The organism is Burkholderia ubonensis, from assembly GCF_001718695.1.
Lineage (GTDB): Bacteria > Pseudomonadota > Gammaproteobacteria > Burkholderiales > Burkholderiaceae > Burkholderia > Burkholderia ubonensis_B.
Genome location: NZ_CP013422.1, coordinates 2,047,441 through 2,073,811 on the forward strand (window position 1 = coordinate 2,047,441; position 26,371 = coordinate 2,073,811).

Below are 26,371 nucleotides of genomic sequence, written 5' to 3' on the forward strand. Positions count from 1 at the left end.
CACATACGCATACGAGGATATTCATGGACGTCACCGTAATCTGGGCCGCGATCATCGCATTGGGGCTCTTCATGTACGTCGTGCTCGACGGTTTCGACCTCGGCATCGGCATCGTCTTCCCGTTCTTCCCGGACGAGAAGGAACGCGACCTGATGATGAACACGGTCGCGCCCGTGTGGGACGGCAACGAGACGTGGCTCGTGCTCGGCGGCGCCGGCCTGTTCGCGGTGTTTCCGGTCGTCTATTCGACCGTGCTGTCGGCGCTGTACCTGCCGCTGATCTTCATGCTGATCTGCCTGATCTTCCGCGGCGTGTCGTTCGAGATCCGCGCGAAGGCGCGCCGCACCAAGCAGCTGTGGGACCTCGCGTTCATCGGCGGCTCGGCCGGCGCGACGCTGTTCCAGGGCATCGCGCTCGGCGCGTTCCTGCAGGGCATCGACGTGAAGGACGGCGTGTTCGCCGGCGACGCGTTCGACTGGCTCACGCCGTTCAGCCTGCTGACGGGCCTCGGCCTCGTCGCCACCTACGCGCTGCTCGGCTGCTGCTGGCTCGTCGCGAAGACCGAAGGCGACCTGCAGCGCCGCCTGCATCGCGTCGTGTGGCCGCTGACCGTCGTGCTGCTCGGCTTCATCGCGGTCGTCAGCCTGTGGACGCCGCTGCAGGACCCGGCGATCGCGCAGCGCTGGTTCGATTCGGGGCTGTTCTGGCGCCTGCTGCCGGTGCCGTTCCTCGTCGTCGGCTGCGCGATGTGGATGCGTCGCGCGGTGCGCGACCGGCACGACACGACGCCGTTCGTGCTCGCGCTGGCGCTCGTGCTGCTCGGCTACGTCGGCCTGCTGGTCACGCTGTTCCCGTATGCGATCCCGCAGAGCATGACGATCTGGGAAGCGGCCGCGCCGCGTTCCAGCCAGACCTTCACGCTGGTCGGCGCAGCGGTTATCCTGCCGATCATCATCGCCTACACGACGATGGGCTACTGGGTATTCCGAGGCAAGGTGCGCCATGAAGACCAGCACTACTACCACCACTGAGCACGGCGCCGCGCCGCGCTCGAAACTGCGCGGCTGGATGTGGTTCGTCCTGCTGTGGGCAGGCGGCGTCGCCGGCGCGGTCACGCTCGGCTATGCGTTCAAGATCTTCATGAACCTGACGCTGTTCGCGGTGAAGTAAGCGGCGCGGCCTGTATCGCCTCCACACGCCTCGCGCATCCGTCGATCAACCGGCGGATGCGCGGTCCCCCCGCGACGGTACGGACCGTGCGCACCCATCGCACGACGCCGAGCTTCGATCTAGCCATACCGAACCTGCGGCCGATGGCCTGAACCGCTGGCCCGCTGCATCCCGGCCGTGCGGCGCTACGCCGAATCGGACAGCCACCGCGCGACACGCGCGACGAGCGGGTCCGCTTCGTCGAAGAACTCGACGCCCGCCACCTGCGGCGCGTCGCAAATCGTGAACACCGGCTTGCCCCATTGCAGGCCGAGCGCGATCTCGGACAGCGTGCCGAGGCCGCCGCCCACCGCAACCAGGCACAGCGATGCGCGCGCGATCAACGCATTGCGCGTGATGCCGAGACCGGTCGGCAGCGCGACGCTCAGGTACGGGTTGGCCTCCTGCGCATCGTCCTCGGGCAACAGCCCGATCGCGCATCCGCCGGCCGCATGCGCGCCGCGCGCGGCGGCCTCCATCACGCCCTGCTTGCCGCCGCCGACGAGCGCGACGCCCGCCGCCGCGATGACGTATGCGATCCGCTCGGCGATGCGCATTTGCATGTCGGTCGCATCGCGCGGCCCGATCACGCCGACCGGCATCCGGTGCCGGCGCGCGCCGCGCTGCCGCTGCGCGAGCCGCGCGAGCGCGTCGCGCGCGTCCTCCGACCATTCACATTCGATGACGCCGTTGCCGAACAAGGCCTTCCCCCAATGCAAGAACGCAGGTGCAGAGCGCCGTCAGCACGATCGACAGCACGGCCGCCTGCGAGAAATCGGTTTGCCCGTCCGACAGCTTCAGGTACATCAGCAGCGGCAGGATGTTGATTTGCGTGCCGGCCAGCGCGAGCGCCGTGCCGTAGGTGCCGAGCGCGATCGCCGTCACGAGGCACCACGCGGACGCGACCGACGGCCACAGCTCGCGCCACGCGACGTCGAGCCACGCGCGCCACGGCCGCGCGCCGAGCGTCAGCGCCGCTTCGAGCGGCCGCCGGTCGAGATTCGCGAGCGCCGGATAGATCATCAGCGCGACGCGCGGGATCAGGTAATACGCGTAGGCAACGGCGAGCCCCGGCATCGTGTAGATCGCGCCGCCGATCACGTTCTGGTCGGCCCCCAGCGACGCCAGCAGCGCGGTGACGAAGCCGGCGCGGCCGAACGCGAGGATGAAGCCGTACGCGATCACCAGCCCGGAGAACGCGAGCGGCACGCCGAGCAGCGCGAGCGACCAGTGGCGGCGGGCGGGCGACTGCCCCGCCAGCGCGAACGCGACCGGCACGCCGACCCCGACCGACAGCGTGCCGGCGCCGCTCGCCAGCGCCAGCGAGCGCACGACCGCATCGGCGACGAGCGGATCGCGCAGCACCGCGGCGAACGCGCGGCCGCCGTCCGTGAATGCCGCGCCGACGAGCGCCGCGAGCGGCAGCACGAAGAACACCGCGAGCAATCCCGCGGCCGGCGCCGCGCCGAAGCGGCGCAGCGCGCCGCGTTCCGGTAGAGTGGCCTGCATCTCGCGCTCCTTACTTGCCGAGCGTCGCCTGCGACCACAACTGGTCGACCTCGGCCTTGCGCGCCGCCGCCTTCGCGACGTCGAGCGGGCGCACCTGCGGCGCATTCGGCAGCTTCGCCGCGACGTCCGGCGCCACCGGCGTGCCGGGCACCGCCGGACGCACGTAGCCTTGCGCGAACAGCGCCTGCCCCACGTCGCTCATCACGAGGTTGAGCCACAGCTGCGCGGCGGCCGGGTTCGGGCCGTTCTTCACGAGGCTCATCGCGTACGGCGCCGACACGCTGCCGTCCTGCGGAATCACGACTTCCGCCGCGTCGCCCATCCCGTCCGTATATTTCGCCTTGAGCCCGTCGTTCTCGTAGCCGATCAGGATCGGGATCTCGCCTTTCACGAACTTCGCGTAGGGCGTCGTGCCCTCGACGCGCAGCACGTTGCCCGCGTTCTTCAGCTTGCCGAAGAATTCCGCGCCCGGCTTCGGGTTCTCGACGCTGCCGCCGTTCGCATACGCGGCCGCGAACACCGCGACCTGCCCCTGCCCGGTCGAGCGCGGATCGAGATAGACGACCGCGTTGCGGTACTCGGGCTTCAGCAGGTCGGACCAGCGCTGCGGCACGCTCTTGACGAGCTTCTTGTTGACGAGGAACGCGATGTTCAGCGAGTGCACCGCGAACCAGCGGGCGTCGGCCGCGCGGAACACCGCCGGCAGCTTGTCGAAGTTGAGCGGCTTGAACGGCGCGACCACGTCCTTGCCCGCCGCATCGAGCGCCGACGCGGCAAAGTAGTACGCGGTGTCGGCCTGCGGGCGCCGCCGCGACTTGTCGAGCGCGACGACGGTGGCTGCCGAGCCGATATCGTTGTACGTGATCTCGACCTTCGGATAGCGCTTGCGGAATTCGGCGAACAGCGCCTTCCAGTTCGCCCATTCCGGCCCCGTGTCGAACGACACGACGAGCCCCTCGTCGGCGGCCTTCTCGTACAGCGCGTCTTCGCCGGGATAGAGCGGCGCGGCGTGGGCGCCCAGCGTCGCGAGCGCGCAGAGCGCCAGCAGGCGGCGGCGCATCGCTTGGAGGAAGAGGCGGCGTGCAGACATCGTGAATCTCCGTTGAATGAATGGGGTCGCCCGCATGCTTACGCGGCGGGCAGCACGAGCAGATGGCGCGGCTCGATCGCGATGCAGCGCGCGGGCAGTTCGCGCCCTTCGCACAGCAACGCGTCGGTTCCGCCCGCCGGCACGAAGTCGAAGCGCTGCGTCGCGCCGAAGTAGCGCACCTCGCCGATCCGGCCGTCGATGCGGTTCACCGCGTATGCGGGCGGATCGGGCTGCACGTGCTCGGGCCGCACCAGCACGTCGACCGTGTCGCCCGGCCGGTGCGCGCCCGTCTCGGCGCACAGCGTCGTGAAGCGCACGTCGACCGCGCCCTGCGCGAGCACGCGGCCGCGCAGCAGCGTCGAATGGCCGACGAAGCGGGCGACCTGCGCGCTGGCCGGACGCTCGTACAGGTCGCGCGGCGTGCCGGCCTGCAGCATGCGGCCGCCGTCGACGATCGCGACGCGGTCGGCCATGCTCAGCGCCTCGTCCTGGTCGTGCGTGACGAGCAGCGTCGTCGCGCCGCACGCGCGCTGCAGCGCGCGGATCTCGTCGCGCAGCTGATGACGGATGCCGGCGTCGAGCGCCGCGAGCGGCTCGTCGAGCAGCAGCAGCTTCGGTTCGATCACGAGCGCCCGGGCCAGCGCGACGCGCTGCTGCTGCCCGCCGGACAGCATCGCGATGCCGCGATCCGCATGCGCCGACAGGCCGACCCGCTCGAGCATCTCCAGCGCGCGCCGGCGCCGGGCGTCCGCCGCGACGCCGCGCATGCGCAGGCCGTACGCGACGTTGTCGACGACCGACAGGTTCGGAAACAGCGCGTAATGCTGGAACACCATGCCCACCTCGCGCTGCCACACGGGCACGCCCGCCACGTCGTCGCCGCCGATCGCGATGCGGCCGCGCCAGCCGTCGAGCAGGCCGGCGGCGAGCCGCAGCAGCGTGGATTTGCCGGAGCCGCTGCGCCCCATCACGGCGAGCAGCTCGCCTTGCGTAGCGGACAACGTGACGTCGTCGACGCCGTGACGCGCGCCGGGATACTGGAAACTGACGTGTTCGAAATCGAGACTCATGACGGACTCACTTCAGACGTTGCACGGTGCTGACGGACACGAGCGTCGCCAGCACGGCGAGAACGAGCAGCACGACGGTGGCCGCGCACGCCATCCCCGACGCGCCGTAGAACGCCTGCAGCAGCACGATCGGGTAGTTGCGATAGCGGAAGCCCGCGATCAGGTTCGACACCTGGAATTCGCCGATCGACAGCGCGGCCACCATCACGAGCCCGGAAAACAGGCTGTGCCGCAGGTTCGGCAGCACGATCGTGAAAAACTGGCGCAGCGGCGTCGCGCCGAGCGTCGCCGCGCACGCTTCGAGACGCTCGAGGCCGAGATGGCGCAGATCGCTGAGCAGGGTCTGCAGCAGGTACGGCAGCGTCAGCACCGCGTGGGCCGCGATCATCAGCGGCAGCGTGCCCATCCACGGCAGCGTGTCGCCGCTGAAGATCGCGATGTAGCCGAAGCCGAGCGTCAGCGCCGGCACGCCGACCGGCATCAGCATCACGATGCGCGTCGCGACGCCGCGCCCGGCCTGCGCACGGTGATGCAGCGCATACGCAAGCGGCAGGCCGACCACGGCATTGAGCGCGCAGCATGCCAGCGCGACCATCAGGCTCACGCCGAACGCGCGGGTAAAGCTCCCGTTCGCGGCCAGATCGGCGAACCAGTGCCAGGTGAAGCCGCTGGGCAGCGGCGTGTTCGTCCACGACTGGCCGACGGAGCCGATCAGCAGCAGCGCGATCGGCAGCAGCAGGTAGACCCCGAACACCGCGACGAGCGCCTGCAGCACGAAGCGCCACGCGCCCGGGCGCACGGCTTTGTTACGACGAATCGGAACACCATCGGCCAGTGCCGGGGCGGTAGACGGATGCATGGGTACGCTCGCTGCCGATGAGGAAAAACGTCGCGCAGCGCCCGCCGGAAGGAGGCTGCACGCTTGATCGAGACGGACGCAGTGTGCGGTTTCGACATGGCATCGTCATGAAAAAAACGTACAAAGCCCGCATCGATCTGTGCGCGCAAGGAATAGTCGCCGATGAAGCACCTGTATCCGAACGTGGCGGAACTGCATGCGTTCACCAGTTCTGCGAAGTACCTGAATTTCTCGTACGCGGCGCGGGAGCTGGGCCTGACGCCCAGCGCGGTGAGCCGGCAGATCGCGAATCTCGAAGCGCTGTTCGGCGTGAAGCTGTTCGTGCGCGAGGGGCGCAATCTCGCGCTGACGCGCGCCGGGCAGGTGTACCACGCACGCGTCGTCGGGCCGCTGCGCGAGATCGGCAACGCATCGATCGAACTGCTGAGCGCACGCGAGAACAGCGACCTGCTGACGATCGCGAGCGTGCCGACCTTTACGACCAAGTGGCTCGTGCCGCGGCTCGCGCGCTTTCTCGCCAACGCGCCGAGCGTCACGCTGAGCTTTCGCCGCCATCTCGCGCACGGCGACATGTTCCCGTTCGGGCTCGACGCGGCGATCCGCTACGGCGACGGCGCATGGGAAGGCGTGCGAAGCGATTACCTGGACGGGCGGACCTTCGCGCCGGTGTGCACGCGCGAATTCGCGGACCGGCATGCGCTGCGCGCGCCCGCCGACGCCGCGGCCGCGCCGCGTCTCGTGCACGAGCAGGCCGAGATCGCGTGGTCCGCATGGGCGGAGCGTCATCGCGCGACGCAGATGAACGCGCTCGCGGGGCCGCGCTTCGAACAGTATTCGGTGCTGATCCAGGCGGCGCAGGCGGGGCTCGGGATCGCCCTCGTGCCGCGCTTCCTGATCCTCGACAATCTCGCGGCCGGCACGCTCGTCGAGCCGTTCGACGCGCCGGTCGACGTCGACGCGCAGGGGCACTACCTGTGCTACGCGCCGGAGCGCCTGGAGACGAGCGAAGCATTGCGGCGCTTCAGGGAATGGATGCTGGACGAGTGCGCGAACGGGTGAAGCGAGGCCGCCGACAAGGATCCGGAAGCCCGGGCAAGCGGCGCGCGCATGCGCGACTTCGCGGCGACGATGCTGGCGGTGCTGGTCGCGAAGTAACCGCGACGCCGGCCATCGCTCGCGAAAAGCGGCGCGGCGCCGTCGACCGCACGGCGCCGCGCAGTGCGTCTGCCGCGCGCGGGCGGCAGGCGATTCACCCGGTCAGCGCTCGATGCCCAGCCCCGGCAGCACGTGCGTGTGCTCGGCGACGACCGCGTGCAGCCGCTCCGGCTCGACGCCGAGCAGCCCGAGGATCGTCGGCGCGACCTGCCTGGTGCCGACGTAGTCGCTGACCGCGCGCGCGCGATGCAGGCCCGGATACGACACGAGCAGGCCGAGGTGGCTGTCGTCCGGCGCATTGCCGCCGTGCTCCTCGTCCTTCTTCGTGCTCGACGTGTAGATCACGCCCGGGTTCGGCTGCACGACGATGTCCGGCGTGCGGCCGTTGGCCGGATCGCCGAACCGCTCGGCGAGCGCGGCGCCGTACAGGATGTCCGCCTGCGGGCCGTCCGCGCAGATCCCCGGCGCGTTGCAGCCGAGGTTCGCGTTCAGCGTCTGGACGACGGCGGTGCGCTGGCCGCGGTCGCGCAGCCAGATCAGGCCGACGTCGTCGGTCTGCACGAAGCCCGTGCCGACGAGGCCCGTGCCGTCGTTCGGGTTGCCCGTCGTCGTGTTGTTCTGGCCGAAGTTGCCGTTCGGATCGAGATAGTTGTTCGCTTCGAGCAGCTTGGTCAGCGTGTCGCCGTTCTTCACGAGCTTCGTGTGATCGGTCGGCGACTGGCCATGCTTCGCCGTCACGATCACGGCCGTCGTGCTGTACAGGTTGCGCTGCTTCAGCTCGGCGACGATCCGGCCGATCGAGTTGTCGACATACGTGATCGCGTTCGCGACTTGCCCGTTCGGCGTGAAGTTCGCGTCCAGGTAGCCGCCGCCCTTCGTCACCGGCGCCTTCTGCGCGACGCTCAGCGTCTGGAAGTCCGCGCCGAACAGCGTCGGCACCGGCGCGGCCGTCTTGCCGGTCGAGTCCAGGCCGTCGATCTGGTTGATCAGCGCCTGCACGTGCAGGTTGTCGAACTGCGCGGTATGCAAATAGACGTCGGTGTAGGCGGTCTTCGTCACCGGGTCGATCGAGTTGATCTCGGTGCGCGCGAGATCGTCGACGCCCTTGCCCGACGGGCCGTTCACCCAGTCGTAGCCCCAGGCGTGCTTGTCGGCCCATGCGGTGCGCGCGTTCGGGATCGCCGACTTCACGGCCTCGAACACGGTGTTCGTCTTCACGTAGTTGTGCGGATAGACCGGCACGCACTGGCCGCCGACGAGCGCATTCGGGATCGCCTGCGGGTTGAACGCGCCGCCGCCGTCGAGGTGCACGAGCGGGCCGCCGTTCATCGCGTCGATGCCCGTCGTTTCGTCGAACACGACGTTCCAGCCCTGCTTGCCCGAACAGGTCGTGTCGGTCGGCGCGTACAGGCTGCGGTCGTACGACACGTCGTAGAACAGGCCGGCCGTCTTCGGCGAGCCGCCCGTCACGAGCGCCGCGAGGCCCGGGAAAGAATCCGACAGGCCCGGCGTGTGCGCATTCGTGTACGTCACGCCGCTTTGCGCGAGCGCCGCCAGGTTCGGGCACGTGTTCGCGCCGATGCAGCGCGCGAGATCCTGCTCGTGCAGGCCGTCGATGCTGAGCAGCAGCACGTGCTTCACGACGCGGCGGCCGTGCTCGTGCCGTTCGTCGTCGCCCTGTGCGCAGGCGCCCGCGCTCGCGAGCGCCAGCGCGCCCGCCACCATCACCGCCACCTTCCGCTGCTTACCGAAGAACGAAATCATCACCCCACCTCATCGATTGACGTTGAACCGCATGACTTGCCGGAAGGCGCGCAAAATATGGCCGGCTCGTGCGGCGGTCCGATGAAGCGAGGCTTTCTGTTTTCTGTCAAACGTAACCAATCGCAAGCGGCATCGGACGGTCGCGATGCGCCGCGTCGGCCGCCGCGCGTGCACGCGGCCGGATTTTTGTCGGACTTGGCGCGCGACTATTGGCGTGTAATAAAGGGTTTTCCCTGACCCGGAGCACGAGAATGTCGACCCTGGAAGCCCTCCGGTTCGTGCTGGACGATGCACGCACCCCTGAAATCATTCGCCATCACGTCGTCGACGCGTTGCAGTACGCGCTGCGCAACTACGGACAGGTGTTCACGGCGAAGGAAGTGCAGTGGCTGACGCAATGGGACGATCCGCGCCTGCCGCTGGCGGCGAGGAAGGAGCTGGACAAGCGCGAACCGGCGCTCGACGGGCGCTGACGCCGCACGGGCCGCGCCGCGCGATCGTGCGCGGCGCGGCCGCGTCGAACGACGCGCGGCCGCTTGCTTGCCGCGTTACTGCAGGCCGAAGTCGACACGCGTCGTCGCGCCCTTGTCGTCGATGCCCTTCGCATCGAGCTTCGGCGCGACGATGAACATCCGGCTCGAATCGATCTTCCCTTCGAGGTACTGACGCACCGACTGCGCGCGCGCCTGCGCGAGCGTGCGCAGGCTGCCTTCGTCGACCGGCGCGTGCTCGGCCAGCGCCTTCCTCATCTCGTCGTCCGGCAGCGTCTTCTGCAGGCCGACCAGGTTGCGCGGCTTCTTGAAGTCGGCGGCCTTGTACGCACGCGTCAGATACGTGTGGTACTCGGCCGGCTCGACCTTCACCGAGCGCGGATCGATGCTCTCGCCCTGCCCGACGACGTCCTTCAGCTTCTGCTGGCGCACGAGCCGGTCGACGTAGGTTTCGCGCAGCCCCGGCGTGTCCTTGTCCGGATCGACGCGGCCGATCAGGTCGAGACGGATCGACGCCTTCTCGTTCAGCATCTTCACGACCGTGTCGAGCTTCTTCTGCTGCGCGTCGGCGAGCTCGTCCGAGCCCGGCGCGAACTCGACGTAGCCGAGCTCCTCGCCGCCGCCGCCGAACGCGTGCGCAAGCAGCGTGAACGGCGACGTGACCGCCTTCGCGATCAGGTTCAGCACCGCGCGCCAGATCAGCCCGCCGACGCTGAACTCCGGATTCGACAGCGAGCCCGACACCGGCAGGCTCACGTCGATCTCCCCGCGCGAATTCTTCAACAGCGAGATCGCGAGCTTCACCGGCAGCTTGGTCGCCGTGTCGTTCTCGACGTGGTCGCCGAACGTCAGCTGGTCGATGAAGATGTGGTTGTTCGCCGACAGCTGGTCGTTCGCGAGCTGGTAATGCAGGTCGACGTTGAGCTTGCCCTTCGTGATCGGGTAGCCCGCGTACTTCGCGGAATACGGCGTCAGGTTGGTCAGCTCGATGTCGTGCGCGGTTGCGGTAAGGTCGAGCGCCGGCTTCGCGATCAGCGGATTGACCGTGCCCTTGATCGAGATCGGCCCGTTGCCCGCAAGGTTCGCGGCGACGTCGACCGGCGCGGACGTCGTCGAATCGGTGCCGAACGCGCCGATCGTGCCCTTGATCGCGACGAGGTTCGCCGTGTAGTTCGGCTTGATGAAGTTGTCGGTGTAGTTCACGCGGCCGTTCTGCAGCACGAACTCGCCGAAATGCACCCGCACCGGGTTCTGCGGCGGCGGCGCGGCCTTGACGACCGTCGGCGCCGACACGGCAGCCGGCGCGGACGCCTGCTGCGCGACCGCGGCCGACGCGGCAGCCGGCGCCGGCTCGCCCTTGCTCGTGTCGCGCGTCAGCGACTGCGCGGGGCCGGATTCCTTCGCGACGATGTCCTTCAGGTTCAGCCGCCCTTGCGCGTCGAGCAGCACGCGGCCGTAGAAGTTCGAGAACGTCACGCGCGCCGCGTCGACGTCGGTGCCCTTCTCGTCGTAGGTCGCCTTCAGGTTCGACAGCGCGAGCGAGCGCCATCCGGCGAACGGGTCGGACGTCGCCTTGTCGAGCATCCGCACATCGACGAGCGCCGCGTCGCCGCGATACGACGCGCGTGTCGCTCCGTTCGCCTGCGCGAACGCGAGGTTGCCGTTCGCGTTGAGCAGCGCGCTCGCGACGGTCGCGTTCAGCGCGCTGCCGAAATACGGCTCGAACGCGGCCGCGTCGAGGCGGTCGCCGTTGATCTTCAGGCCGAGCTTGAGCGGCTGCGCGGTGACGTCGCCCGACACGTTCAGCGAGCCCTTGCGGTTCAGGGTCGCCTTCAGTTCGACCGGCAGCGGCTTCGTCAGGTCGTCGCTGATCTTCTGGACGGACAACGCCAGCGGCTTGATCGCGAGCTTCACCGGGCGCGGCGTCGACAGGTCCGTGTAGTTCGCCGCCGCATCCTTCACGTTCAGCGCGTCGATCCGGTAATGCCACGACGGTGCGGCGGCCTCCGCCTTGCGCGCGACCGTGCGCGCGGGCAGCGCCTTCTGCTCGGCGCTCGCCAGCGCCGCGAGATCGATCGTGCCGTCCTTCAGGCGCGTCACGTCGAGCGCGAGCCCGCTCGCGTCGACGCTCGCGATCTGCGCGGTGCGCGTCGCGAGATCGACCTTCGCGATCTTCGCGCTCGCGTCGGGCAGCACGATGGCCGGCGTCTTCGCGTCCGGCGTCGCGATCTTCAGCGATTTCAGGCTGACCTCGCTGTCGGCGACCTGCGCGTCGAGCGGCGTCTTGCCCCAGTCGGCCTTCGCGTTGAGCGTCGCGCCGAGCGTGCCGTCGAGCACGCGCGCGCGCGTCGCTTCGCCGAGGTACGGCTGCAGCGCGGGCAGCGCGAGCGCATCGACCGTCAGCTTCGTATCGGCCTGCTTCGCCGCGACACTGAACGCGCCTTCGGCCTTCACGTCGCCGCCGCGCGACAGCGACGTCGACAGCGTGTACTTCGCCGGCGTGTTGCCTTGCAGCGTGAAGCCGTCGAGCGTCGCCGCCAGTTTCGTGAGCGACAGCGTGGTCGGCGTCGCGGGCACGCGGTCGTCGAGGTTGATCGTGCCGCCGTCGATCGCGAAGTGGCGGATCGTCAGGTCGAGCGGCGGCGTCTTGGTTTCGACCGGCGCTGCAGCGCCCGATGCGGCCGTCGCCGCGCTCGCCGCTGCCGGCACGGCCACGCCCGACGCGGCCGGCGCGGCCGACGGCGCCTTTGCGTTGGGCTGCGCCGCGGGGTGCGCGGCCAGCTTCTCGACGTTCAGCACGCCCTGCCGGTCGCGCGCGAGATCGACGACCGGCTGGTCGACGCGAATCTCGTCGAAATGCAGCGCGTTGCGCAGCGGCTCGAGGCCGGCCGCCGCGACGTGCACGCCGCGCGCGGCGAACAGCGGCTCGGACGCCGCGCTCGTCACCTTCGCGTCGTTCAGGTCCACGGTGCCCGACACGCGCAGCGCCGGCGTCGCGCCGCTCATCACGAAATTGAGCTTGAGGTTGCTGCTGAGCAGGCCGCTCGTCACCGCGACCGGCAGCTTCGCCGGCACGTACGAGATCAGCCGCGGCACATCGAGCTTGTCGAACTTCAGCGCGATCTCCGATTCGCGCGACTGCGCGAACGGCTTGGTCCGGCCTTCGATCGCGATCGGGCTGCCGTCGAGCCGCAGGTGCAGCTTCGGCTGGACGAAGATGTCGGTCTTCGACGGCAGCGTCGCGATGTACGGAATGCCGAGCGTCCAGTTGTCGACGACGTGCTTTTCATTGAGCAGGCGGTCGTCGAAGTCGATCCGGCCGTCGTCGATCTGGATGTTCGACACCGAGAAGTGCGTCGGCTTGCTTTCCGGTTTCGACGGCGTCGAGAACTTCTCGATCAGGTCGGTGAAGTTGAAGCGCTGCGCGTCGTAGCGCACGACGTGAAAGCGCGGCGCATCGACGCGGACTTCGTTGACGATCGGCGCGCCGCGGAACAGCGACGTCCACGACGGGCGCACGACGAGCTTGCCGATGTCGATGAAATCGCCCTGGCCGCCGCGCTCGCCGAGATGGATGCCGTCGGCTTCGAGGTTCAGCGTATACGGATTGAGCGCGATGCGCTGGATCGTCGCGGGACGGTCGAGCTGCCGGCTCAGCTGCTGTTCGGCGATGTGGCGGATCAGCGGCGGCGCGGCGAAGAACCCGAGCAGCCCGAACAGAATGAGGAAGATCAGCACGCCGAGGCCGATGCGCCGGGTCCGGGGCGCGCGCGCGACGTCGCGCAGCGCATGCAGCGTCGAGGAAACGGTGTCTTTGTTGAGGCTTGCCATGCCGAATTGCCTTGGGAGCAATATTTCAGGGAATCCGGGGAATCGGTGCGATCCGGCCCGTTTCCCGCAAGTATAGGCTCAGGGGGTGACGGAACGCAGATGGGGCCGCCGCCGCGCCTGCCGGTCGGACCGGCGCGGCGGCGGCGCGCTCACTTGCGCACGACGACGGGCGGCATCCAGGAGCCGTCGTTCGCCTTCGGCTTCGGCGCGTAGAGCCGCAGCGCCAGCGCGAAGTCCGCGCGCGGCGCCGGCAGCCAGTTCGCCGCGTTCGCGCCGCCCGGCGACGTCGCGGAGACGACGATGTCGATCGAGCCGTCGCGGTTGCGGCGCAGCCGGTCGCGATCGCCGAGCGAGCGGCGGGCAGCCCCGACGTCGGGCAGCGCGCCGCCCGTCGTGTAGGGCGTGAGCGTCCAGAACGCGCGCACGGGCGGCAGCGCGCCCGCCGCGAAATGCAGCGTGTAGCGGTTCGCGCCGTTCAGCGCATGGCCGTCGCTGTCGACGCGCACGACCGCAAGCGTCTCGTCGTCGCGCGTCGCGGTGCCGAACTGCGTGAAGGCCGCATAGGCGCGCAGCGCGTAGTCCTGGCCGTACTTGCCGGCGGTGTCGCCGATCCAGCTCCAGCCGTTCGCGTTCAGCAGGTTCGGCGGCGGCGCCGCGAGCCGCGCGCGCGCTTCGGCGACGCCCGCCGTCGCGGCCGTGAGGCGATCGCCCGTCCACAGCACCGGATAGCCGGCCATCACGCCGATTTCCTCGAGCTGCTGCTGCGCGTGCGCGTCGTCGGCGGGCGCCGGGTTGTCCTGCAGCGCCTGCGCGAAGCGCGTGAAGTACGCCTTCGGGTCGAGCGCCGCGACCTGCTCGGCCGGCGTGCCGCCGCTCGCCGCCTCGGCGGCCGCGCTGCCGGCATGCACCGCGACCGACGCGCCGCGCGCCGCGCCCGTATACACCGACAGCGGCACCACGCGGATCGCGCGCTGCAGCTTCTTCACGGCGGTCAGGTCGCGGCCGCCGCTCGTCTGCAGGCGCACTTCGAGCCACGCGTTGCGCGACGGCGCGTCGACGCGCGTCACGCCCTTCGGCAGCGTGCCCTGCCAGTCCTTCGCGGCGAAGGCAATCGTTTGCGATCGGGGGCCGCCGCGCGGGCCGCGCGCGGCCGCATTCGACGACCACAGCACGTTGGTCCACATGTCGAGCGCGCGGGCGTCCCAGTAGCGGCCGCGGGTGTCGGGCAGCGTGACGATCACCGGTTCGGCGGCCACGTCGAGCCAGCCGGTCGAATCGAGCGTGTCGACGCCCGGCAGCGGCGGATTGACCGCGCCGACGGGCGGCAGCGCCTGCGCATGGCGCAGCGTGTTGACGGGCGCCTGGCCGGGCTGCGCGCCGTCGCCGCCGGTGGCGGCGTCCTTCGCGACGTCCATCATCACGAGCGGGTATGCATATATATAGGCATCGGCCACTTCGGCGCGCATCCAGCCGGTCTTGCGCGGGATCGCGTCGGGCTGGGCGGCGCATCCGGCCAGGAGGGCCGCAATGGCCAGCGACGCGCAGGCGCGCCGCAGAGAAACGGATTCTCGTCGATTTTCAATCATTGATCACTGGCCGAATATCTTTTTTGTCAGTCAACGCCTTGTTCGACGCATGCTCGGCGCAAGCAAGGCACTTCAGCGGCCCTGATTGCCGTCTCGTCGCGGCGGGCGCTGATGTCAGGCCGGTATCATAGCGCCTCGGCGCATTCCCCAATATGCCGAATAGCAGGCTAAGGTCATTGCGGGGCCGAGGGTCGATCGCGAACCATTATTTTGATATCTCGCTCCGGATCGACATCGCCGCTTGACCTTCCCATGATGGGAATGTCGATACTGATGTCATTCGCGGCACGAACCGTGCCTTTGGGGAATCCGACATGACTGAATCACTCGCGTCCACGGCAACGCACACGATCGAACTCGATATCGACGGAATGACCTGCGCATCGTGCGCCGGCCGCGTCGAGAAGACGCTCGCCAAGGTGCCGGGCGTCGCACGGGCATCCGTGAACCTCGCGACCGAACGGGCAAGCGTGGCCGCCACTATGGACGTCGGTGCGACGCAGCTCGCGGACGCTGTTCGGCAGGCCGGCTACGGCGCGACACCAGTCGCGGCGGAGCCGACCGCCAGCGCGCAGCCGGCTGCGGCTCCTCAGGCTCAGGCTCCGGCCAGCATCGAACTCGAAATCGAAGGGATGACCTGCGCATCGTGCGTCGCGCGCGTCGAAAAGGCGCTCGCGAAGGTGCCGGGCGTCACGCGGGCATCCGTCAATCTGGCCACCGAGCGCGCGAGCGTCGACGCCGCGCCGGACGTGTCCGCGTCGCGGCTCGTCGACGCGGTCCGGCAGGCCGGCTACGGCGCGACGCCGGTCGCCGCCACACCCGCGGCCGACCGCGCCGGACCGGCCAGTTTCGAGCTGGACATCGGCGGGATGACCTGCGCGTCCTGCGCCGGCCGCGTCGAAAAGGCGCTCGCGAACGTGCCGGGCGTCGCCCGCGCGTCGGTCAATCTCGCGACCGAGCGCGCGACGGTGCACGGCGCCGCCCCGCTCGACCCGGCCGCGCTGATCGCGGCGGTCACGTCGGCCGGTTATCAGGCGTCGCTCGCCGCCGAGGCGCAGGCCGCGGCAGCCGGTCCCGCCGCGGCCGACCCGGCGCAGACCACCGACACGCGCAAGCGCCGCGACGCGATCCGCGAACGCAACCTCGTGATCGCCGCCGCGCTGCTGAGCGCGCCGCTGATCGCGCCGATGTTCGCCGCGCCGTTCGGCGTCGACGCATTGCTGAACGGCTGGCTCCAGCTGGTGCTGGCGTCGATCGTCCAGTTCGGCTTCGGCGCGCGCTTCTACCGCGCGGCCTGGCACGCGATCAAGGCGCGCGCCGGCAACATGGACCTGCTCGTCGCGCTCGGCACGTCGGCCGCCTACGGCCTGAGCCTGTGGATGCTGTTGCGCGACCCCATGCATCCGGGCCATCTGTATTTCGAGGCGTCGGCCGTGATCATCACGCTGGTGCGCTTCGGCAAATGGCTCGAAGCGCGCGCGAAGCGCCAGACCACGGAAGCGATCCGCGCGCTGAACGCGCTGCGGCCGGACCGCGCACGCATCGTCGAGCACGGCGTCGAACGCGACGTGCCGCTCGCGCAGGTGCGCGTCGGCACGGCCGTCAGCATCCGGCCCGGCGAACGGGTGCCGGTGGACGGCCGGGTCGTGTCGGGCCGCTCGCACATCGACGAATCGCTGATCACCGGCGAAAGCCTGCCGGTCGCGAAAGACGACGGCGATCCGGTGACGGCCGGCTCGATCAACGGCGAAGGCGCGCTGGTCGTCGAAACCACCGCGATCGGCGCGGAGACGACGCTCGCCCGCATCATCCGGCTCGTCGAATCCGCGCAGGCGGAGAAGGCGCCGATCCAGCGGCTCGTCGACCGCGTGAGCGCGGTGTTCGTGCCGGCGATCCTCGGCATCGCGGCGCTGACGCTGATCGGCTGGCTGATTGCCGGCGCGGGCGCGGAAACCGCGATCCTCAACGCGGTCGCGGTGCTCGTGATCGCGTGCCCGTGCGCGCTCGGCCTCGCGACGCCCGCCGCGATCATGGCCGGCACCGGCGTCGCCGCGCGTCACGGCGTGCTGATCAAGGATGCGCAGGCGCTCGAGCTCGCGCAGCGCGCGACCGTGATCGCGTTCGACAAGACCGGCACGCTCACCGAGGGCAAGCCGTCCGTCACCGCGTTCGACGCGGTCGGCCTGCCGCGCGACGAGGCGCTCGCGCTCGCCGCGGCGGTGCAGCGCCACAGCGATCATCCGCTGGCGCGCGCCGTGGTCGCCGCGCACCATGCCGACGTCGCGGCGCGCGGCGGCGCGACGTCGGCGCCCGTCGCGACCGACGCGCGGGCGGTCGCCGGACGCGGCGTCGAGGCGCGCGTCGCCGGCCGGCTGCTGGCGCTCGGCAGCACGCGCTGGCGCGACGAGCTGGGCATCGCCGTGCCGCCCGCGCTGAATAAATACGCGCGCGGCCGAGCTCGAGCGCGCCGGCAACACGATCTCGTGGCTGATGCGCGCCGACGCGCCGCGTGCGCCGCTCGCGCTGATCGCGTTCGGCGACACCGTGAAGCCCGGGGCCCGCGACGCGATCGCGGCGCTCGCCGCGCGCGGCGTCGCGAGCGTGCTCGTGACGGGCGACAACCGTGGCAGCGCGGCGGCGGTCGCGGCGTCGCTCGGCATCGGCGAGGTCCACGCGCAGGTGCTGCCGGACGACAAGGCGCGCGTCGTCGCGGAGCTCAAGCGCACGCATGACGGCATCGTCGCGATGGTCGGCGACGGGATCAACGACGCGCCCGCGCTCGCCGCGGCCGACGTCGGGATCGCGATGGCGACCGGCACCGACGTCGCGATGCACACCGCCGGCATCACGCTGATGCGCGGCGACCCGAGCCTCGTCGCCGACGCGATCGACATCTCGAAGCGCACGTACCGCAAGATCCAGCAGAACCTGTTCTGGGCGTTCGTCTACAACCTGGTCGGCGTGCCGCTCGCGGCGCTCGGCTGGCTGAACCCGGTGATCGCGGGCGCGGCGATGGCGTTTTCCAGCGTGAGCGTGGTGACGAACGCGCTGCTGCTGCGGAGATGGAAAGGCAAGGCGCGGTGATGTGGCGCGGGGCGAACACGGGGGCCTTCATCCGCCCGCTTCGCACCGCGCAGGGTTCAACGGCTTCGACGAAGCCACGAACGATACGCGGCGATCACGACCAACATCGCGCCGTCGACCATACCCGGCAACGGAAGCGGGTTCGTCCACTTGTCCATGTCGGTGCTGCGCGCGTAGTACGGCGGACCGTCGCCGTACGCCGCATTGAGACTGATTGCGTTGAACGCACAAGTCAGCAGGATGGCAATCAGCAGCGCCATACCGATCGAGATGCGCAACGGGCGTTTTCGCATATCAGTATTGAACCGTCCGTGGGACGTGGCATTCCGGGGCGTCTTTCGTTGCGGCCACGATTTCTCGAACGCATGGCCGATGCATCACGCTTCCTTCCGGAATGGAATGGAATGCGAACGCCGAGCCGTCGTTGGGGGAATCCCCGCCGCTACTCCTGAACGACCGGCTTGATCAGCGTCGTCGTGATCGGCACGAAACCGCACGCGCGATACAGCGCCCGCGCCGCCGCGTTGTGGTTGAACACGGACAGGCCGATCTCGGTCACGCCGTACCGGCGCGCCTCGGCCTCGAGCGCGTCGAGCACGCGCGTGGCCCAGCCCTGGCGGCGCCTGGACGGTGCGATTTCGAGATCGTAGATGAACAGCGTGCGGTTCGGACCTTCGGTCACGATCGCGTACCAGAGATCGCCGAGCACATCGCCATCGGCGGCGTCGACGAGGGAGACGAGTATCTGGCCGGGTGTCAGCAGGCCGTCCGGCAGCAAGGTGTCGAAACAGGCCCGGGCGCGGGCGGGCGCGTCTTCGACGGCGTTTTGCCCGGATGAGACGAGGTCGCGCGCGTAGCCTTCGATGGCTCGCGTGCGGTACGCATGAAATTCGCCGGCCGTCATCGGCCGCATCTGCAACATGGCCCGGTCGCCGTGAGAGGAATCGGACTTCCAGTGTAGCGGGACGGTCGCGCACGCACACGTACGGCGCGGCGGCGGAAACGGGCGGGCAGGTGCGGCGGGCGCCGCGCTGAATCAGCGAATCAGCGAATCAGCGAATCAGCGAATCAGCGAATCAGCGAATCAGCGAATCAGCGAATCAGCGAATCAGCGAATCAGCGAATCAGCGAATCAGCGAATCAGCGACGGTACAGGCAAAGCGGCACGAGGTGCGAGCGGCGCACGCGCTCGGCTTCGGCGTGACGCGCGGCGTACGAGTATTCCGCGTCGAGCGGCAGGTGCGGCGAAACGAACAGATCGTCGATCTTTTGCAGCAGGGCGAGGATGAAGCTCATGTGCGACTCCCGACAGGGTTGGCTAGGGTTTTCCCTTAGATGGACTCCATTCTAAGGGTTTTCCCTGAACTCCGCCAGCGTTACGCATCAATTCGTCGCACCGCTGTAGTCGTCTCACGACGCCGTAATACGGCGATCGTTGCCCGGCGTGGCGTTGCAGGTAGGGTCGGACTGCTTAGCGGGTTCGACGCACGCGCTTCGCGGCCGCGGCCTCGCGATTCGCATTGCGCTGGAGCCGGTCGACTTGCGACAGCAGCGCCTCGTGGCGGTCCGCGAGGGTCATCAACGTCGCCTGCTGCGTCGCCAGATCGGCGGTCAGGCGATCGATTCGCTGTTGCCGGACATCGAGGTCCTGTTTCAGCTGCGCGATTTGCCGGGTTTGCAACACCAGCGCGACGAGCCCCGCCAGCACGACGACGGCCAGCGCCAGCAGCAGGCGGTTCACCCGGCGCATTTCCCGATCGGCAACCTGCTTGATGCCGGCCGTGTCGGACTGCAACGCGGCGAGCCGCTCGGACAGCGGACGCAGATGAACGTCGGGATCGAAGGCCGACGACTTCTGCCCGGCCGGTTGCGCGCGATCGGCCGACGGTTTCGTGACGAACGTCGCCGCGGACGCCGCCGGCGGCACGGCCGGCTGCGTCGGCGCGGCGGTGCGCGGCGCATTTCCGGCGCTCGTCGCAATCGCGGCAGCGGCGGGAGCGGCCGGTTTGGCTGGCTCGACCGACGCCTGCCGTTCAGCGGATGGCGCAACGTACTCGGGCATCGTTGAAGACGGGACCGAAGCCGAAGCCGGCTCCGCGGTCGCAACAGACGCCTGCGCTTCCGGCGTGCCGCTCGCTGCCGTCGTTTCGCGCGCACCGCTCGCTGCGCGCCGCTTGCCGCCCGACGACGCGCGGCGCGCCCTGCTGCTCTGGCCGCGCGTCCGCTCTGCTTCGTCGCGTTGGTCCGGCGTGCCCGCAAGTTCCGCATCGTTAGCGGATTTCACGGGCGGTTCAGCGGCGGCCGCATCGGCAACTGCGCTGGCAGTCTCGGTCGCAAGCCCCGCAGCCGTTACGGCCTCGGCGGCGGTTTCCGGCACGCCGCCGGCCGGAGCTTGCGCGCCGTCGATCGCCGGCTCGCTAATCGCAATCGCACCGACGTCAGCGGGTTGCCGTACGTCGGCTGCCTTCGTTGCGTGGGGGTCGACCGTGTGCACGACATCCGCGTCGCGCGTATCGCCATGTCGCACCGCAGGCGACGACCCCAGTTCCGATTCCGCCGACGCGGCAACGTCTCCATCACGCATCGCGGTCGCACCGATCGCGCTGGTGGCACCAAACCCGTCCAGCGTCGCCTGCCGCCCGGCGTCCTCGCTGTCCGCCGTGGCCGCTGCCGCTCGTGCGTCCGCCGACGTATCGTCACGCGCAGCGCCCGCCCCACGCGCAGCCGGCTCGAGCACCGGATCGCCGAACAGGTCGAGCGTAACTTCGTCCCGCGACGCATCGCCAGCCGGCGCGTTGGCCGGCCGCGCGGATGCCTTGGCAGCGCTATCCGCGGCAGCCGCGGCCGAGCGCGAACGAGTCGAAGAACGGTTGGAGTCTGACGCATCGCCGGCCGGCGCGTTGGCCGGCCGCGCAGAGGCATTAGCGGCGCTATCCGCGGCAGCGGCGGCCGCGGCCGAACGCGAACGAGTCGAAGAACGGCTGGAACGGGAACGCGGCACGGAAACGGATTCGGTCATGGAGTCGGATGACGGGTCGCGCCAGCGGCGCCGGATGTCGAACGGAATCGGTGACGGCCATTGTCGCATGACCAAATGTCGATCCGGCCGCTGCGCCGACGCGCTCGACCGACGTTCATTCGTCGCCCGCCAACCCGTTGCCTTCGTCGAATCGCGTCACGCACGGCAACCCGCGCAGCTTGTCGCAGATCGCGCGGAATTCGAGGTCCGACACGCGCGCGAGCGCGATGCGGACTTCGTCGTGCTCGCCCGTTTCGTCGGCGCGCTGCACGATGAACTGCTTCACGCGCGCGCTGTCGGGGCCGAGCGCCGCGTGCAGCGAATCGAACGTCAGCGCGCCGCTCACCACCGTCAGCGCGAGCTGCCGGCGCTGCCGCACCGTGAAGTAGCGCCGCTCCAGCGGCTTGATGCCGGCGAGGATGATCAGAATGATGATCGTCGCGGAAATCGACGCGACGTACAGGCCGCCGCCGACCGCGAGCCCGATCGCCGCGACCGACCACAGGCTCGCGGCCGTGGTCAGCCCGCGCACGATCTCGCCGCGCAGCAGGATCGAGCCGGCGCCGAGAAAGCCGATGCCCGACACGACCTGCGCGGCGATCCGCGACGGGTCGAGCACGACGTGCTCGCGGCCGAGCACATCCGCAAACCCGAACGCCGACACGATCATGATCAGCGTCGAGCCCACGCACACCAGCATGTGCGTGCGCAGGCCGGCCGCCCACGACAGCCGCTCGCGTTCGAAGCCGATCACACTGCCGAGCGCGGCCGCGAGCACCAGCCGCATCACGAGTTCCAGATTGCCGAGCATCGGATTTATCTCCTTTTTTTGCTGCCGGCGCCGCGGAATGTTTTATCCTTGGCCTCGGTCGCGCCGGTCCACCGGGCCGCGCCGACACGATTCGATTCACGCGCTCAACCCCGTCATGTCCGATTTCGACTCCGCTTCCGCCCAGGCCACTCAACTGCGCCGCCATTTCGCGCACGTCGTCTTGCCGATCTGGCGGGGGTCAGGGTTCGATCGCGCGCTGCAACTGCCGTTCGAAGCCGTCGATCCGGCCACCCACGCGCCGCTGCCGGTCGCGCGCTATCGCGCGATGGCCTGCGCGCGGCAGCTGTTCGTGTTCGCGCAGGCCGGCGAGGCCGATCACGCGGCGACGCTGTTCGACGCGCTGTGCCGCCATTTCCGCGACGCCCGCCACGGCGGCTGGCACTACAGCATCGACGCGGCCGGCGCGCCGCTCGACACGACCAAGGACCTGTACACGCACGCGTTCATCGTGTTCGCCTGCGCCGCCTATCACGCGGCCTCGGGCGAGCGCGCCGCGCGCACGGTTGCCGAAGACACGGCCGCGCTGATCCAGGATCGCTTCGCGCCGCAGCGCGGCGATGCGCTGCTCGACGCCGCGCGTCATGCCGATTTCTCGTCGTCGGGCAGCGGAGCGCTGCAGAATCCGCTGATGCACCTGACGGAAGCGTGGCTGGCGGCGTCCGGCGCGTTCGGCGACGCCGCGTTCGACGATGCGCTCGCGCGCACCGCGCAGGCGGTCGAGTGCGCGTTCGTCGACACGGCCACCGGCTGCGTCGCCGAGCTGCCGCTCGGCTCGGCGGACAACCGCTTCGAGCCGGGGCATCAATTCGAATGGTTCTATCTGGTCGACGCGGCCGGTGCGCGGGTCGCGCATACCGGCCTGCGCGACGCGCTCGCGCGGGCCTTCGCGTTCGCCGAACGGCACGGCGTCGATGCGCGGACGGGCGGCGTCAGCGCCGCGCTCGACGCGCAAGGCGCGTGCCTGGACGGCACGCAGCGGATCTGGGCGCAGACCGAGTATCTGCGCGCGCTCGCGACGCACGGCGGCACGGCGGCGTCCGCGCCGCTGGCGGCGCAGATCGAGCGCTTCGCCGCACGCTTCCTGCATCCGCGCGGCTGGTTCGAGTGCAAGACGGCCGATGGCCAGGTGTCGCGCGCCGACATGCCGTCGACGACGCCTTACCACCTCGCGACCGCTTACGCTGCGCTGCCCGCCGACGCATAAGCCGGCGCGCCGAACGACGGCGCGGCGCGCCCGCCGAGCGCCCGCACGTCGCCGAGCTCGAACACCGACACCGCCTGCATCAGGTGCGTGGTCTGGTCGTTCAGCGACGCGGCCGCCGCGGCAACCTGCTCCACCAGCGCCGCGTTCTGCTGGGTCAGCTGGTCCATCTGCGTGACGGCCTGATTGACCTGCTCGATCCCGACGGTCTGCTCGACCGACGCCGACGTGATCTCGGTCATCGTCTGCACGACGCGCGAGATCGACGTCGACACCGTGCGCATCGCTTCGCCCGCGCGCTCGACGAGCTCCGCGCCGCCGTTGATCTGCGCGACCGAATCCTCGATCAGCGTCTTGATTTCCTTCGCCGACTGCGCGCTGCGCTGCGCGAGCGAGCGCACCTCGCCCGCGACCACCGCGAAGCCGCGGCCCTGCTCGCCCGCGCGCGCCGCTTCCACCGCCGCGTTCAGCGCGAGGATGTTGGTCTGGAACGCGATCCCGTCGATCACCGAGATGATTTCCGCGATGCGCCCCGAGCTTTGCGCGATGCCGCGCATCTTGTCGATCACGCTGTCGACGACCCCGCCGCCGTGGCTCGTCGCCTTGAGCGCGTCGTCGGCCAGCACGCTCGCCGCGCGGGCGCTGTCGGTGTTCTGGCGCACGGTCGCGGTCAGCTCCTCCATGCTCGCGGCGGTTTCCTCGAGCGACGCGGCCTGCGTGCCGGTGCGCGCCGACAGGTCCGCATTGCCGCTCGCGATCTCGCCCGCGCCGAGGTGGATCGCGTCGGACGCGTGGCGCACGACGCGCACCGTCTCCGCGATGCTCGCCTGCATCGTGGCGAGCCCGCGCAGCATCCGGTCGATCTCGTACACGCCGCCCGCGCGCACATCCTCGTCGAGCCGGCCCTGCGCGATCCGCTCGAAATGCAGGCCCGCCTCGTCGAGCGGCGCGACCACCGCGCGCCGCGCGGCCGCGTAGATCGCCGCGCTGCTCGCCAGCATCGCTGCCAGCAGCACGATGCCGACCCACTTGAACCAGCTCATGCCCGCGTCGATCGTGCCGAGCGCGGTGCGGCTCGACGCGCTGCCGTACTCGACGAAGCGATGCAGCTCGGCCAGGTACGCATCCTGGATGCTCTGGGTCGGCTGGTCGAGAAACGCCTGGATGTTGTCGCCGTCGAGAAACTGCACGAGCTCCGCGAGCGCCGCGTGGATTTTCCGGTAGCGCTCGGTGAGCGCCGCGACGCGCGTGCGGTTTTCCTCGTCGACCGGCTGCGCCGCGGCGAGCGCGGCGAACGCCTTGTCCGCCTCGGCGAGCGAATCGCTCGCATGGCGGATGATGTCGTCCGGCTTCGGGCCGCCGCGCACCATCCGCGTGCCGGCACGCGACAGGTTGATGCGCGCGTCGAGCAGGCGTTCGGTCGCCTGGTTCGCCGCGCCGACCTGCGCGATCGCGACGTTCGACAGGTCGTCGACGCCGCTGCGCGTCGACGTGAACGACCAGAAGCCGAGCGCCTCGACCGCCAGCATGAAGAGACAGAACATGGTCAACACGCCGAGCAGACCCGACGCGAGCTTGATTTTGCTGAACATGGAGATTCCTGGAAGCGACGATGGAGCAATGCCCCGGCGTTAGCGGCATTTCCCGGGCGGACTTTAGGCATGCCCGAGAACCTCCTCCAATTTACGGAGGTCGCGCGCGAGCGACGCAATCATCGCATCGCGCGGCGCCGCCAATCGCAGGAAATGCGGACAGATTTCCTTGCTTATCCGCGCCCCGCTTCCTAGAGTTCAGCGCAAGCGGCCATTCATTGCGAGGCAAGTCGATGACGGACATCGTGGATCACGCCCGCGGCGCATTGCGGGCGCAACCGTTCAGCATGCTGCTCGGCACGGAGCTGATGCACATCGGCGAGCATGAAGTGTCGCTGTGCCTGCCCGTGCGCGACGAGTTGCGCCAGCAGCACGGCTACGTGCACGGCGGCGTCATCAGCTACCTCGCCGACAACGCGCTGACGTTCGCCGGCGCGCTCGCGCTCGGGCCGCGCGTGATCACGGCCGAATACAAGATCAACTATCTGCGGCCGGCGGTGAACGGCACGCTCGTCGCCCGCGCGAAGCTCGTCTATGCGGGGCGGCAACAGGCGACCTGCCAGTGTCACGTGTTCGTCATCGACGGCGATCACGAGCGGCTGGTCGCGATCGCGCAGGGCACGATCAACCGCGTCGGCGACGGGAAGATGCCCGAGGCGGTGGCGGAAACGGCTTGAATTGGTTCGGGGTGCGGTTGCTTGCGTGGTCGGCCGCCGGAGACGTGCGCAGTCAACGTTTATCGCTTCGTCGCGGCAAGGTCGACGGCATCGCGCATTTCGCAGATCAGTCGATCGCCCACGCTGCGCAACGTGATGTTGTAGCGGTGCGGATAGACATGCAGCGTAGCCGGAGGAATACGGCGAGGCTCGCCGAACCGCTCGACGAATCGAGTTCAAAGCTCAACCAGCTCGGCCTTGACGCCCCGCGTTGCCTGCCGCGCATCGGTGCTTATACGGGCCCGTTCGCTTGATCGTCCGTCAACGGCAGAAACCGCGGCGCGACGCGTGCGCGAATGTCGCCGTTCGAATCGGTGCGATAGATCCCGCGCGCGACATTGTGCGGATGCTCCGCCGCCTCCGCGACGCTCAGCACCGGCGCGAAGCACGCGTCGCTGCCCTCCAGCAGCGCGCGCCAGTGCGCGGACGGCTGCCGCGCGAACACCTCCGCGAAACGCGCCTTCAGCGCCGGCCAGCGCGCGCGGTCGTACTGCGTCGCCGGATCGACGTCCGTCAGCCCCAGCCGTTCGACCAGCAGCGCATAGAACGGCGGCTCGAGCGCGCCGATCGTCACGCATTCGCCGTCCGCGCAGCGGTAGACGTCGTAGAACGGCGCGTCGTGGAACAGGCTCGGCTGCGCGCCGTCGAGCTGGCCGTTCGCGCGCGCCCATAGCGCGAGCGTGCCGAGCATCGCGACGATGTCGACGATCGCGCCGTCGACCACCCGTCCCGGCCCGCCAGCCCGCACGTCGAACAGCGCGCAGACGATCCCGAACGCGAGCCCGAGCGCGCCGCCCGCGTCGCCGACGACGGTCGGCGGCAGGCCGGGCTTGGCGCTGTCCGCGCCGCGCGGCGCGGCGAGCGACAGCAGGCCCGTCAACGCGACGTAGTTCAGGTCGTGGCCGGCGGCAGCCGAGAGCGGGCCCGTCTGGCCCCAGCCGGTCATCCGGCCATAGACGAGCCGGGGGTTATGCGGTGCGCAATCCGCCGGCCCGAGCCCGAGGCGCTCCATCACGCCGGGCCGCAGCCCTTCGATCAGCGCGTCGGCGCGTGAAATCAGCGCGAGCGCTTCGTCACGCCCCGCCGGCGTTTTCAGGTCGAGCGGGACGATCGTCTTGCCTTCGCGCAGCAGGTCGCCGTCGCAGCCCTGCAGCGCGTCGGGCGCGCTCGTGCGGCCCGCCGGACGCGCGATCAGCGTGACCCGCGCGCCCATCCCGGCAAGGATCCGGCCCGCGAGCGGACCGGGGCCGAGACCTTCGAATTCGACGATATGAACGCCCGTCAGCGGCGATTCGAGCGGCATGCGGTTCTCCATGCTTTGCGGTCGGCGGGCGTTTGCGACGGACGCCCCCTCAAACGAAAA

The 26,371-nt window shown here is 69.8% G+C and carries 24 protein-coding genes and 1 pseudogene; 10 read left to right on the forward strand and 15 right to left on the reverse strand.

What is annotated here, in order from left to right; translation table 11 throughout:
• Window positions 1–23 precede the first annotated feature (23 nt).
• Together cydB and WJ35_RS31695 are read left to right on the forward strand one after the other, a co-directional pair.
• Window positions 24–1,031, forward strand: a complete 1,008-nt coding sequence (cydB, locus tag WJ35_RS28650) for a cytochrome d ubiquinol oxidase subunit II (RefSeq protein WP_010090109.1) — start codon at window positions 24–26, stop codon at window positions 1,029–1,031.
• A complete protein-coding gene (locus WJ35_RS31695) occupies window positions 1,003–1,170 on the forward strand; it encodes a hypothetical protein (RefSeq protein ID WP_085955376.1) in 168 nt (55 codons plus the stop codon). Before cydB ends, WJ35_RS31695 begins: the two co-directional genes overlap by 29 nt.
• Window positions 1,171–1,355: 185 nt before the next feature.
• On the opposite strand, the gene WJ35_RS28655 is transcribed toward WJ35_RS31695, so the two are convergent.
• Genes WJ35_RS28655 through WJ35_RS28675 form a run of 5 tightly spaced genes read right to left on the reverse strand, consistent with a single transcriptional unit; the run spans window position 1,356 to window position 5,737 of the window.
• Window positions 1,356–1,910 carry a TIGR00725 family protein gene (locus WJ35_RS28655; RefSeq protein ID WP_069240541.1) on the reverse strand — a complete coding sequence of 185 codons (555 nt, stop codon included), beginning with the start codon at window positions 1,908–1,910 and terminating at the stop codon, window positions 1,356–1,358.
• Complete coding sequence (locus tag WJ35_RS28660; RefSeq protein WP_060237056.1) at window positions 1,882–2,718, reverse strand: ABC transporter permease; 837 nt, start codon at window positions 2,716–2,718, stop codon at window positions 1,882–1,884. The genes WJ35_RS28655 and WJ35_RS28660 overlap by 29 nt, the downstream gene beginning before the upstream one ends.
• Window positions 2,719–2,728: 10 nt before the next feature.
• On the reverse strand, window positions 2,729–3,808 hold the full coding sequence (locus WJ35_RS28665; protein WP_060237049.1) for an extracellular solute-binding protein: 1,080 nt from the start codon (window positions 3,806–3,808) through the stop codon (window positions 2,729–2,731).
• A gap of 38 nt (window positions 3,809–3,846) precedes the next feature.
• Window positions 3,847–4,878, reverse strand: coding sequence for an ABC transporter ATP-binding protein (locus tag WJ35_RS28670; RefSeq protein ID WP_010097450.1), 1,032 nt, complete (start codon window positions 4,876–4,878; stop codon window positions 3,847–3,849).
• A 7-nt stretch (window positions 4,879–4,885) separates the two neighbouring features.
• On the reverse strand, window positions 4,886–5,737 hold the full coding sequence (locus WJ35_RS28675) for an ABC transporter permease (RefSeq protein ID WP_060237048.1): 852 nt from the start codon (window positions 5,735–5,737) through the stop codon (window positions 4,886–4,888).
• A 162-nt stretch (window positions 5,738–5,899) separates the two neighbouring features.
• On the opposite strand from WJ35_RS28675, the gene WJ35_RS28680 reads away from it, so the two are divergent.
• Entirely contained in the window at window positions 5,900–6,796 is an 897-nt protein-coding gene (locus tag WJ35_RS28680) for a LysR substrate-binding domain-containing protein (RefSeq protein WP_010097447.1), read from the forward strand.
• A 198-nt stretch (window positions 6,797–6,994) separates the two neighbouring features.
• On the opposite strand, the gene WJ35_RS28685 is transcribed toward WJ35_RS28680, so the two are convergent.
• Window positions 6,995–8,656, reverse strand: a complete 1,662-nt coding sequence (locus WJ35_RS28685) for an alkaline phosphatase family protein (RefSeq protein WP_060237046.1) — start codon at window positions 8,654–8,656, stop codon at window positions 6,995–6,997.
• 251 nt (window positions 8,657–8,907) lie between these two features.
• On the opposite strand from WJ35_RS28685, the gene WJ35_RS28690 reads away from it, so the two are divergent.
• Window positions 8,908–9,129, forward strand: coding sequence for a hypothetical protein (locus WJ35_RS28690; RefSeq protein WP_069240542.1), 222 nt, complete (start codon window positions 8,908–8,910; stop codon window positions 9,127–9,129).
• A gap of 75 nt (window positions 9,130–9,204) precedes the next feature.
• Here WJ35_RS28690 and WJ35_RS28695 read toward each other — a convergent pair whose 3' ends face one another.
• Window positions 9,205–12,978 (reverse strand): DUF748 domain-containing protein, encoded by a 3,774-nt coding sequence (locus WJ35_RS28695; RefSeq protein ID WP_069240543.1) that lies wholly within the window; start codon window positions 12,976–12,978, stop codon window positions 9,205–9,207.
• 149 nt (window positions 12,979–13,127) lie between these two features.
• On the reverse strand, window positions 13,128–14,564 hold the full coding sequence (locus tag WJ35_RS28700) for a DUF1254 domain-containing protein (RefSeq protein ID WP_069240544.1): 1,437 nt from the start codon (window positions 14,562–14,564) through the stop codon (window positions 13,128–13,130).
• Here WJ35_RS28700 and WJ35_RS31960 point away from each other — a divergent pair.
• The 3 genes and pseudogenes from WJ35_RS31960 (at window position 14,506) to WJ35_RS32475 (ending at window position 17,648) form a co-directional block, all read left to right on the forward strand.
• Window positions 14,506–14,649, forward strand: coding sequence for a hypothetical protein (locus tag WJ35_RS31960; protein WP_196222116.1), 144 nt, complete (start codon window positions 14,506–14,508; stop codon window positions 14,647–14,649). The genes WJ35_RS28700 and WJ35_RS31960 overlap by 59 nt on opposite strands.
• A gap of 286 nt (window positions 14,650–14,935) precedes the next feature.
• Window positions 14,936–17,047, forward strand: a pseudogene (locus tag WJ35_RS28705) (heavy metal translocating P-type ATPase); the annotation flags it as partial.
• A gap of 7 nt (window positions 17,048–17,054) precedes the next feature.
• Window positions 17,055–17,648, forward strand: a complete 594-nt coding sequence (locus WJ35_RS32475; RefSeq protein ID WP_230459740.1) for an HAD-IC family P-type ATPase — start codon at window positions 17,055–17,057, stop codon at window positions 17,646–17,648.
• A gap of 56 nt (window positions 17,649–17,704) precedes the next feature.
• On the opposite strand, the gene WJ35_RS28710 is transcribed toward WJ35_RS32475, so the two are convergent.
• The 5 genes from WJ35_RS28710 to WJ35_RS28725 all read right to left on the reverse strand — a co-directional run bounded on the left by WJ35_RS28710 (window position 17,705) and on the right by WJ35_RS28725 (window position 21,478).
• Window positions 17,705–17,941 (reverse strand): hypothetical protein, encoded by a 237-nt coding sequence (locus tag WJ35_RS28710; protein WP_059734673.1) that lies wholly within the window; start codon window positions 17,939–17,941, stop codon window positions 17,705–17,707.
• A gap of 149 nt (window positions 17,942–18,090) precedes the next feature.
• On the reverse strand, window positions 18,091–18,570 hold the full coding sequence (locus WJ35_RS28715; protein WP_069240545.1) for a GNAT family N-acetyltransferase: 480 nt from the start codon (window positions 18,568–18,570) through the stop codon (window positions 18,091–18,093).
• 218 nt (window positions 18,571–18,788) lie between these two features.
• Entirely contained in the window at window positions 18,789–18,944 is a 156-nt protein-coding gene (locus tag WJ35_RS31965) for a hypothetical protein (protein ID WP_010096074.1), read from the reverse strand.
• A gap of 175 nt (window positions 18,945–19,119) precedes the next feature.
• Window positions 19,120–20,667, reverse strand: coding sequence for a flagellar hook-length control protein FliK (locus WJ35_RS28720; protein WP_420480915.1), 1,548 nt, complete (start codon window positions 20,665–20,667; stop codon window positions 19,120–19,122).
• Window positions 20,668–20,782: 115 nt separating this feature from the next.
• The gene (locus WJ35_RS28725; protein WP_011881016.1) at window positions 20,783–21,478 is read right to left on the reverse strand and encodes an MgtC/SapB family protein; all 696 of its coding nucleotides are present in this window, start codon (window positions 21,476–21,478) and stop codon (window positions 20,783–20,785) included.
• 115 nt (window positions 21,479–21,593) lie between these two features.
• Here WJ35_RS28725 and WJ35_RS28730 point away from each other — a divergent pair, with 115 nt between their 5' ends.
• Window positions 21,594–22,703 carry an AGE family epimerase/isomerase gene (locus WJ35_RS28730; RefSeq protein ID WP_060237032.1) on the forward strand — a complete coding sequence of 370 codons (1,110 nt, stop codon included), beginning with the start codon at window positions 21,594–21,596 and terminating at the stop codon, window positions 22,701–22,703.
• Here WJ35_RS28730 and WJ35_RS28735 read toward each other — a convergent pair.
• Window positions 22,676–24,292 carry a methyl-accepting chemotaxis protein gene (locus WJ35_RS28735; protein ID WP_060237029.1) on the reverse strand — a complete coding sequence of 539 codons (1,617 nt, stop codon included), beginning with the start codon at window positions 24,290–24,292 and terminating at the stop codon, window positions 22,676–22,678. The two genes, WJ35_RS28730 and WJ35_RS28735, sit on opposite strands and share 28 nt — an antisense overlap.
• A 233-nt stretch (window positions 24,293–24,525) precedes the next feature.
• Between WJ35_RS28735 and WJ35_RS28740 the strand changes: the two genes are divergently transcribed.
• Together WJ35_RS28740 and WJ35_RS31700 are read left to right on the forward strand one after the other, a co-directional pair.
• Window positions 24,526–24,969 carry a PaaI family thioesterase gene (locus WJ35_RS28740; protein ID WP_069240547.1) on the forward strand — a complete coding sequence of 148 codons (444 nt, stop codon included), beginning with the start codon at window positions 24,526–24,528 and terminating at the stop codon, window positions 24,967–24,969.
• Window positions 24,966–25,262 (forward strand): hypothetical protein, encoded by a 297-nt coding sequence (locus WJ35_RS31700; protein ID WP_124260150.1) that lies wholly within the window; start codon window positions 24,966–24,968, stop codon window positions 25,260–25,262. The genes WJ35_RS28740 and WJ35_RS31700 overlap by 4 nt, the downstream gene beginning before the upstream one ends.
• Here WJ35_RS31700 and WJ35_RS28745 read toward each other — a convergent pair.
• Window positions 25,241–26,311 carry a CaiB/BaiF CoA transferase family protein gene (locus WJ35_RS28745; RefSeq protein WP_069240671.1) on the reverse strand — a complete coding sequence of 357 codons (1,071 nt, stop codon included), beginning with the start codon at window positions 26,309–26,311 and terminating at the stop codon, window positions 25,241–25,243. The genes WJ35_RS31700 and WJ35_RS28745 overlap by 22 nt on opposite strands.
• Window positions 26,312–26,371: the final 60 nt, after the last annotated feature.

What these genes read in the sequence shown, in the direction of transcription:
- WJ35_RS32475 (WP_230459740.1), top strand. Translation starts at nt 17,055, where the DNA reads ATGCGCGCCGACGCGCCGCGTGCGCCGCTCGCGCTGATCGCGTTCGGC.
- WJ35_RS28735 (WP_060237029.1), bottom strand. Translation starts at nt 24,292, where the DNA reads ATGTTCAGCAAAATCAAGCTCGCGTCGGGTCTGCTCGGCGTGTTGACC.
- WJ35_RS28720 (WP_420480915.1), bottom strand. Translation starts at nt 20,667, where the DNA reads ATGACCGAATCCGTTTCCGTGCCGCGTTCCCGTTCCAGCCGTTCTTCG.
- WJ35_RS28695 (WP_069240543.1), bottom strand. Translation starts at nt 12,978, where the DNA reads ATGGCAAGCCTCAACAAAGACACCGTTTCCTCGACGCTGCATGCGCTG.
- WJ35_RS28680 (WP_010097447.1), top strand. Translation starts at nt 5,900, where the DNA reads ATGAAGCACCTGTATCCGAACGTGGCGGAACTGCATGCGTTCACCAGT.
- WJ35_RS28740 (WP_069240547.1), top strand. Translation starts at nt 24,526, where the DNA reads ATGACGGACATCGTGGATCACGCCCGCGGCGCATTGCGGGCGCAACCG.
- WJ35_RS28685 (WP_060237046.1), bottom strand. Translation starts at nt 8,656, where the DNA reads ATGATTTCGTTCTTCGGTAAGCAGCGGAAGGTGGCGGTGATGGTGGCG.
- WJ35_RS28700 (WP_069240544.1), bottom strand. Translation starts at nt 14,564, where the DNA reads ATGATTGAAAATCGACGAGAATCCGTTTCTCTGCGGCGCGCCTGCGCG.
- WJ35_RS28710 (WP_059734673.1), bottom strand. Translation starts at nt 17,941, where the DNA reads ATGCGAAAACGCCCGTTGCGCATCTCGATCGGTATGGCGCTGCTGATT.
- WJ35_RS31695 (WP_085955376.1), top strand. Translation starts at nt 1,003, where the DNA reads ATGAAGACCAGCACTACTACCACCACTGAGCACGGCGCCGCGCCGCGC.
- WJ35_RS28715 (WP_069240545.1), bottom strand. Translation starts at nt 18,570, where the DNA reads ATGTTGCAGATGCGGCCGATGACGGCCGGCGAATTTCATGCGTACCGC.
- WJ35_RS28675 (WP_060237048.1), bottom strand. Translation starts at nt 5,737, where the DNA reads ATGCATCCGTCTACCGCCCCGGCACTGGCCGATGGTGTTCCGATTCGT.
- WJ35_RS28730 (WP_060237032.1), top strand. Translation starts at nt 21,594, where the DNA reads ATGTCCGATTTCGACTCCGCTTCCGCCCAGGCCACTCAACTGCGCCGC.
- WJ35_RS31960 (WP_196222116.1), top strand. Translation starts at nt 14,506, where the DNA reads ATGGCCAGCGACGCGCAGGCGCGCCGCAGAGAAACGGATTCTCGTCGA.
- WJ35_RS28665 (WP_060237049.1), bottom strand. Translation starts at nt 3,808, where the DNA reads ATGTCTGCACGCCGCCTCTTCCTCCAAGCGATGCGCCGCCGCCTGCTG.
- WJ35_RS28690 (WP_069240542.1), top strand. Translation starts at nt 8,908, where the DNA reads ATGTCGACCCTGGAAGCCCTCCGGTTCGTGCTGGACGATGCACGCACC.
- cydB (WP_010090109.1), top strand. Translation starts at nt 24, where the DNA reads ATGGACGTCACCGTAATCTGGGCCGCGATCATCGCATTGGGGCTCTTC.
- WJ35_RS28660 (WP_060237056.1), bottom strand. Translation starts at nt 2,718, where the DNA reads ATGCAGGCCACTCTACCGGAACGCGGCGCGCTGCGCCGCTTCGGCGCG.
- WJ35_RS28745 (WP_069240671.1), bottom strand. Translation starts at nt 26,311, where the DNA reads ATGCCGCTCGAATCGCCGCTGACGGGCGTTCATATCGTCGAATTCGAA.
- WJ35_RS28670 (WP_010097450.1), bottom strand. Translation starts at nt 4,878, where the DNA reads ATGAGTCTCGATTTCGAACACGTCAGTTTCCAGTATCCCGGCGCGCGT.
- WJ35_RS28725 (WP_011881016.1), bottom strand. Translation starts at nt 21,478, where the DNA reads ATGCTCGGCAATCTGGAACTCGTGATGCGGCTGGTGCTCGCGGCCGCG.
- WJ35_RS31965 (WP_010096074.1), bottom strand. Translation starts at nt 18,944, where the DNA reads ATGAGCTTCATCCTCGCCCTGCTGCAAAAGATCGACGATCTGTTCGTT.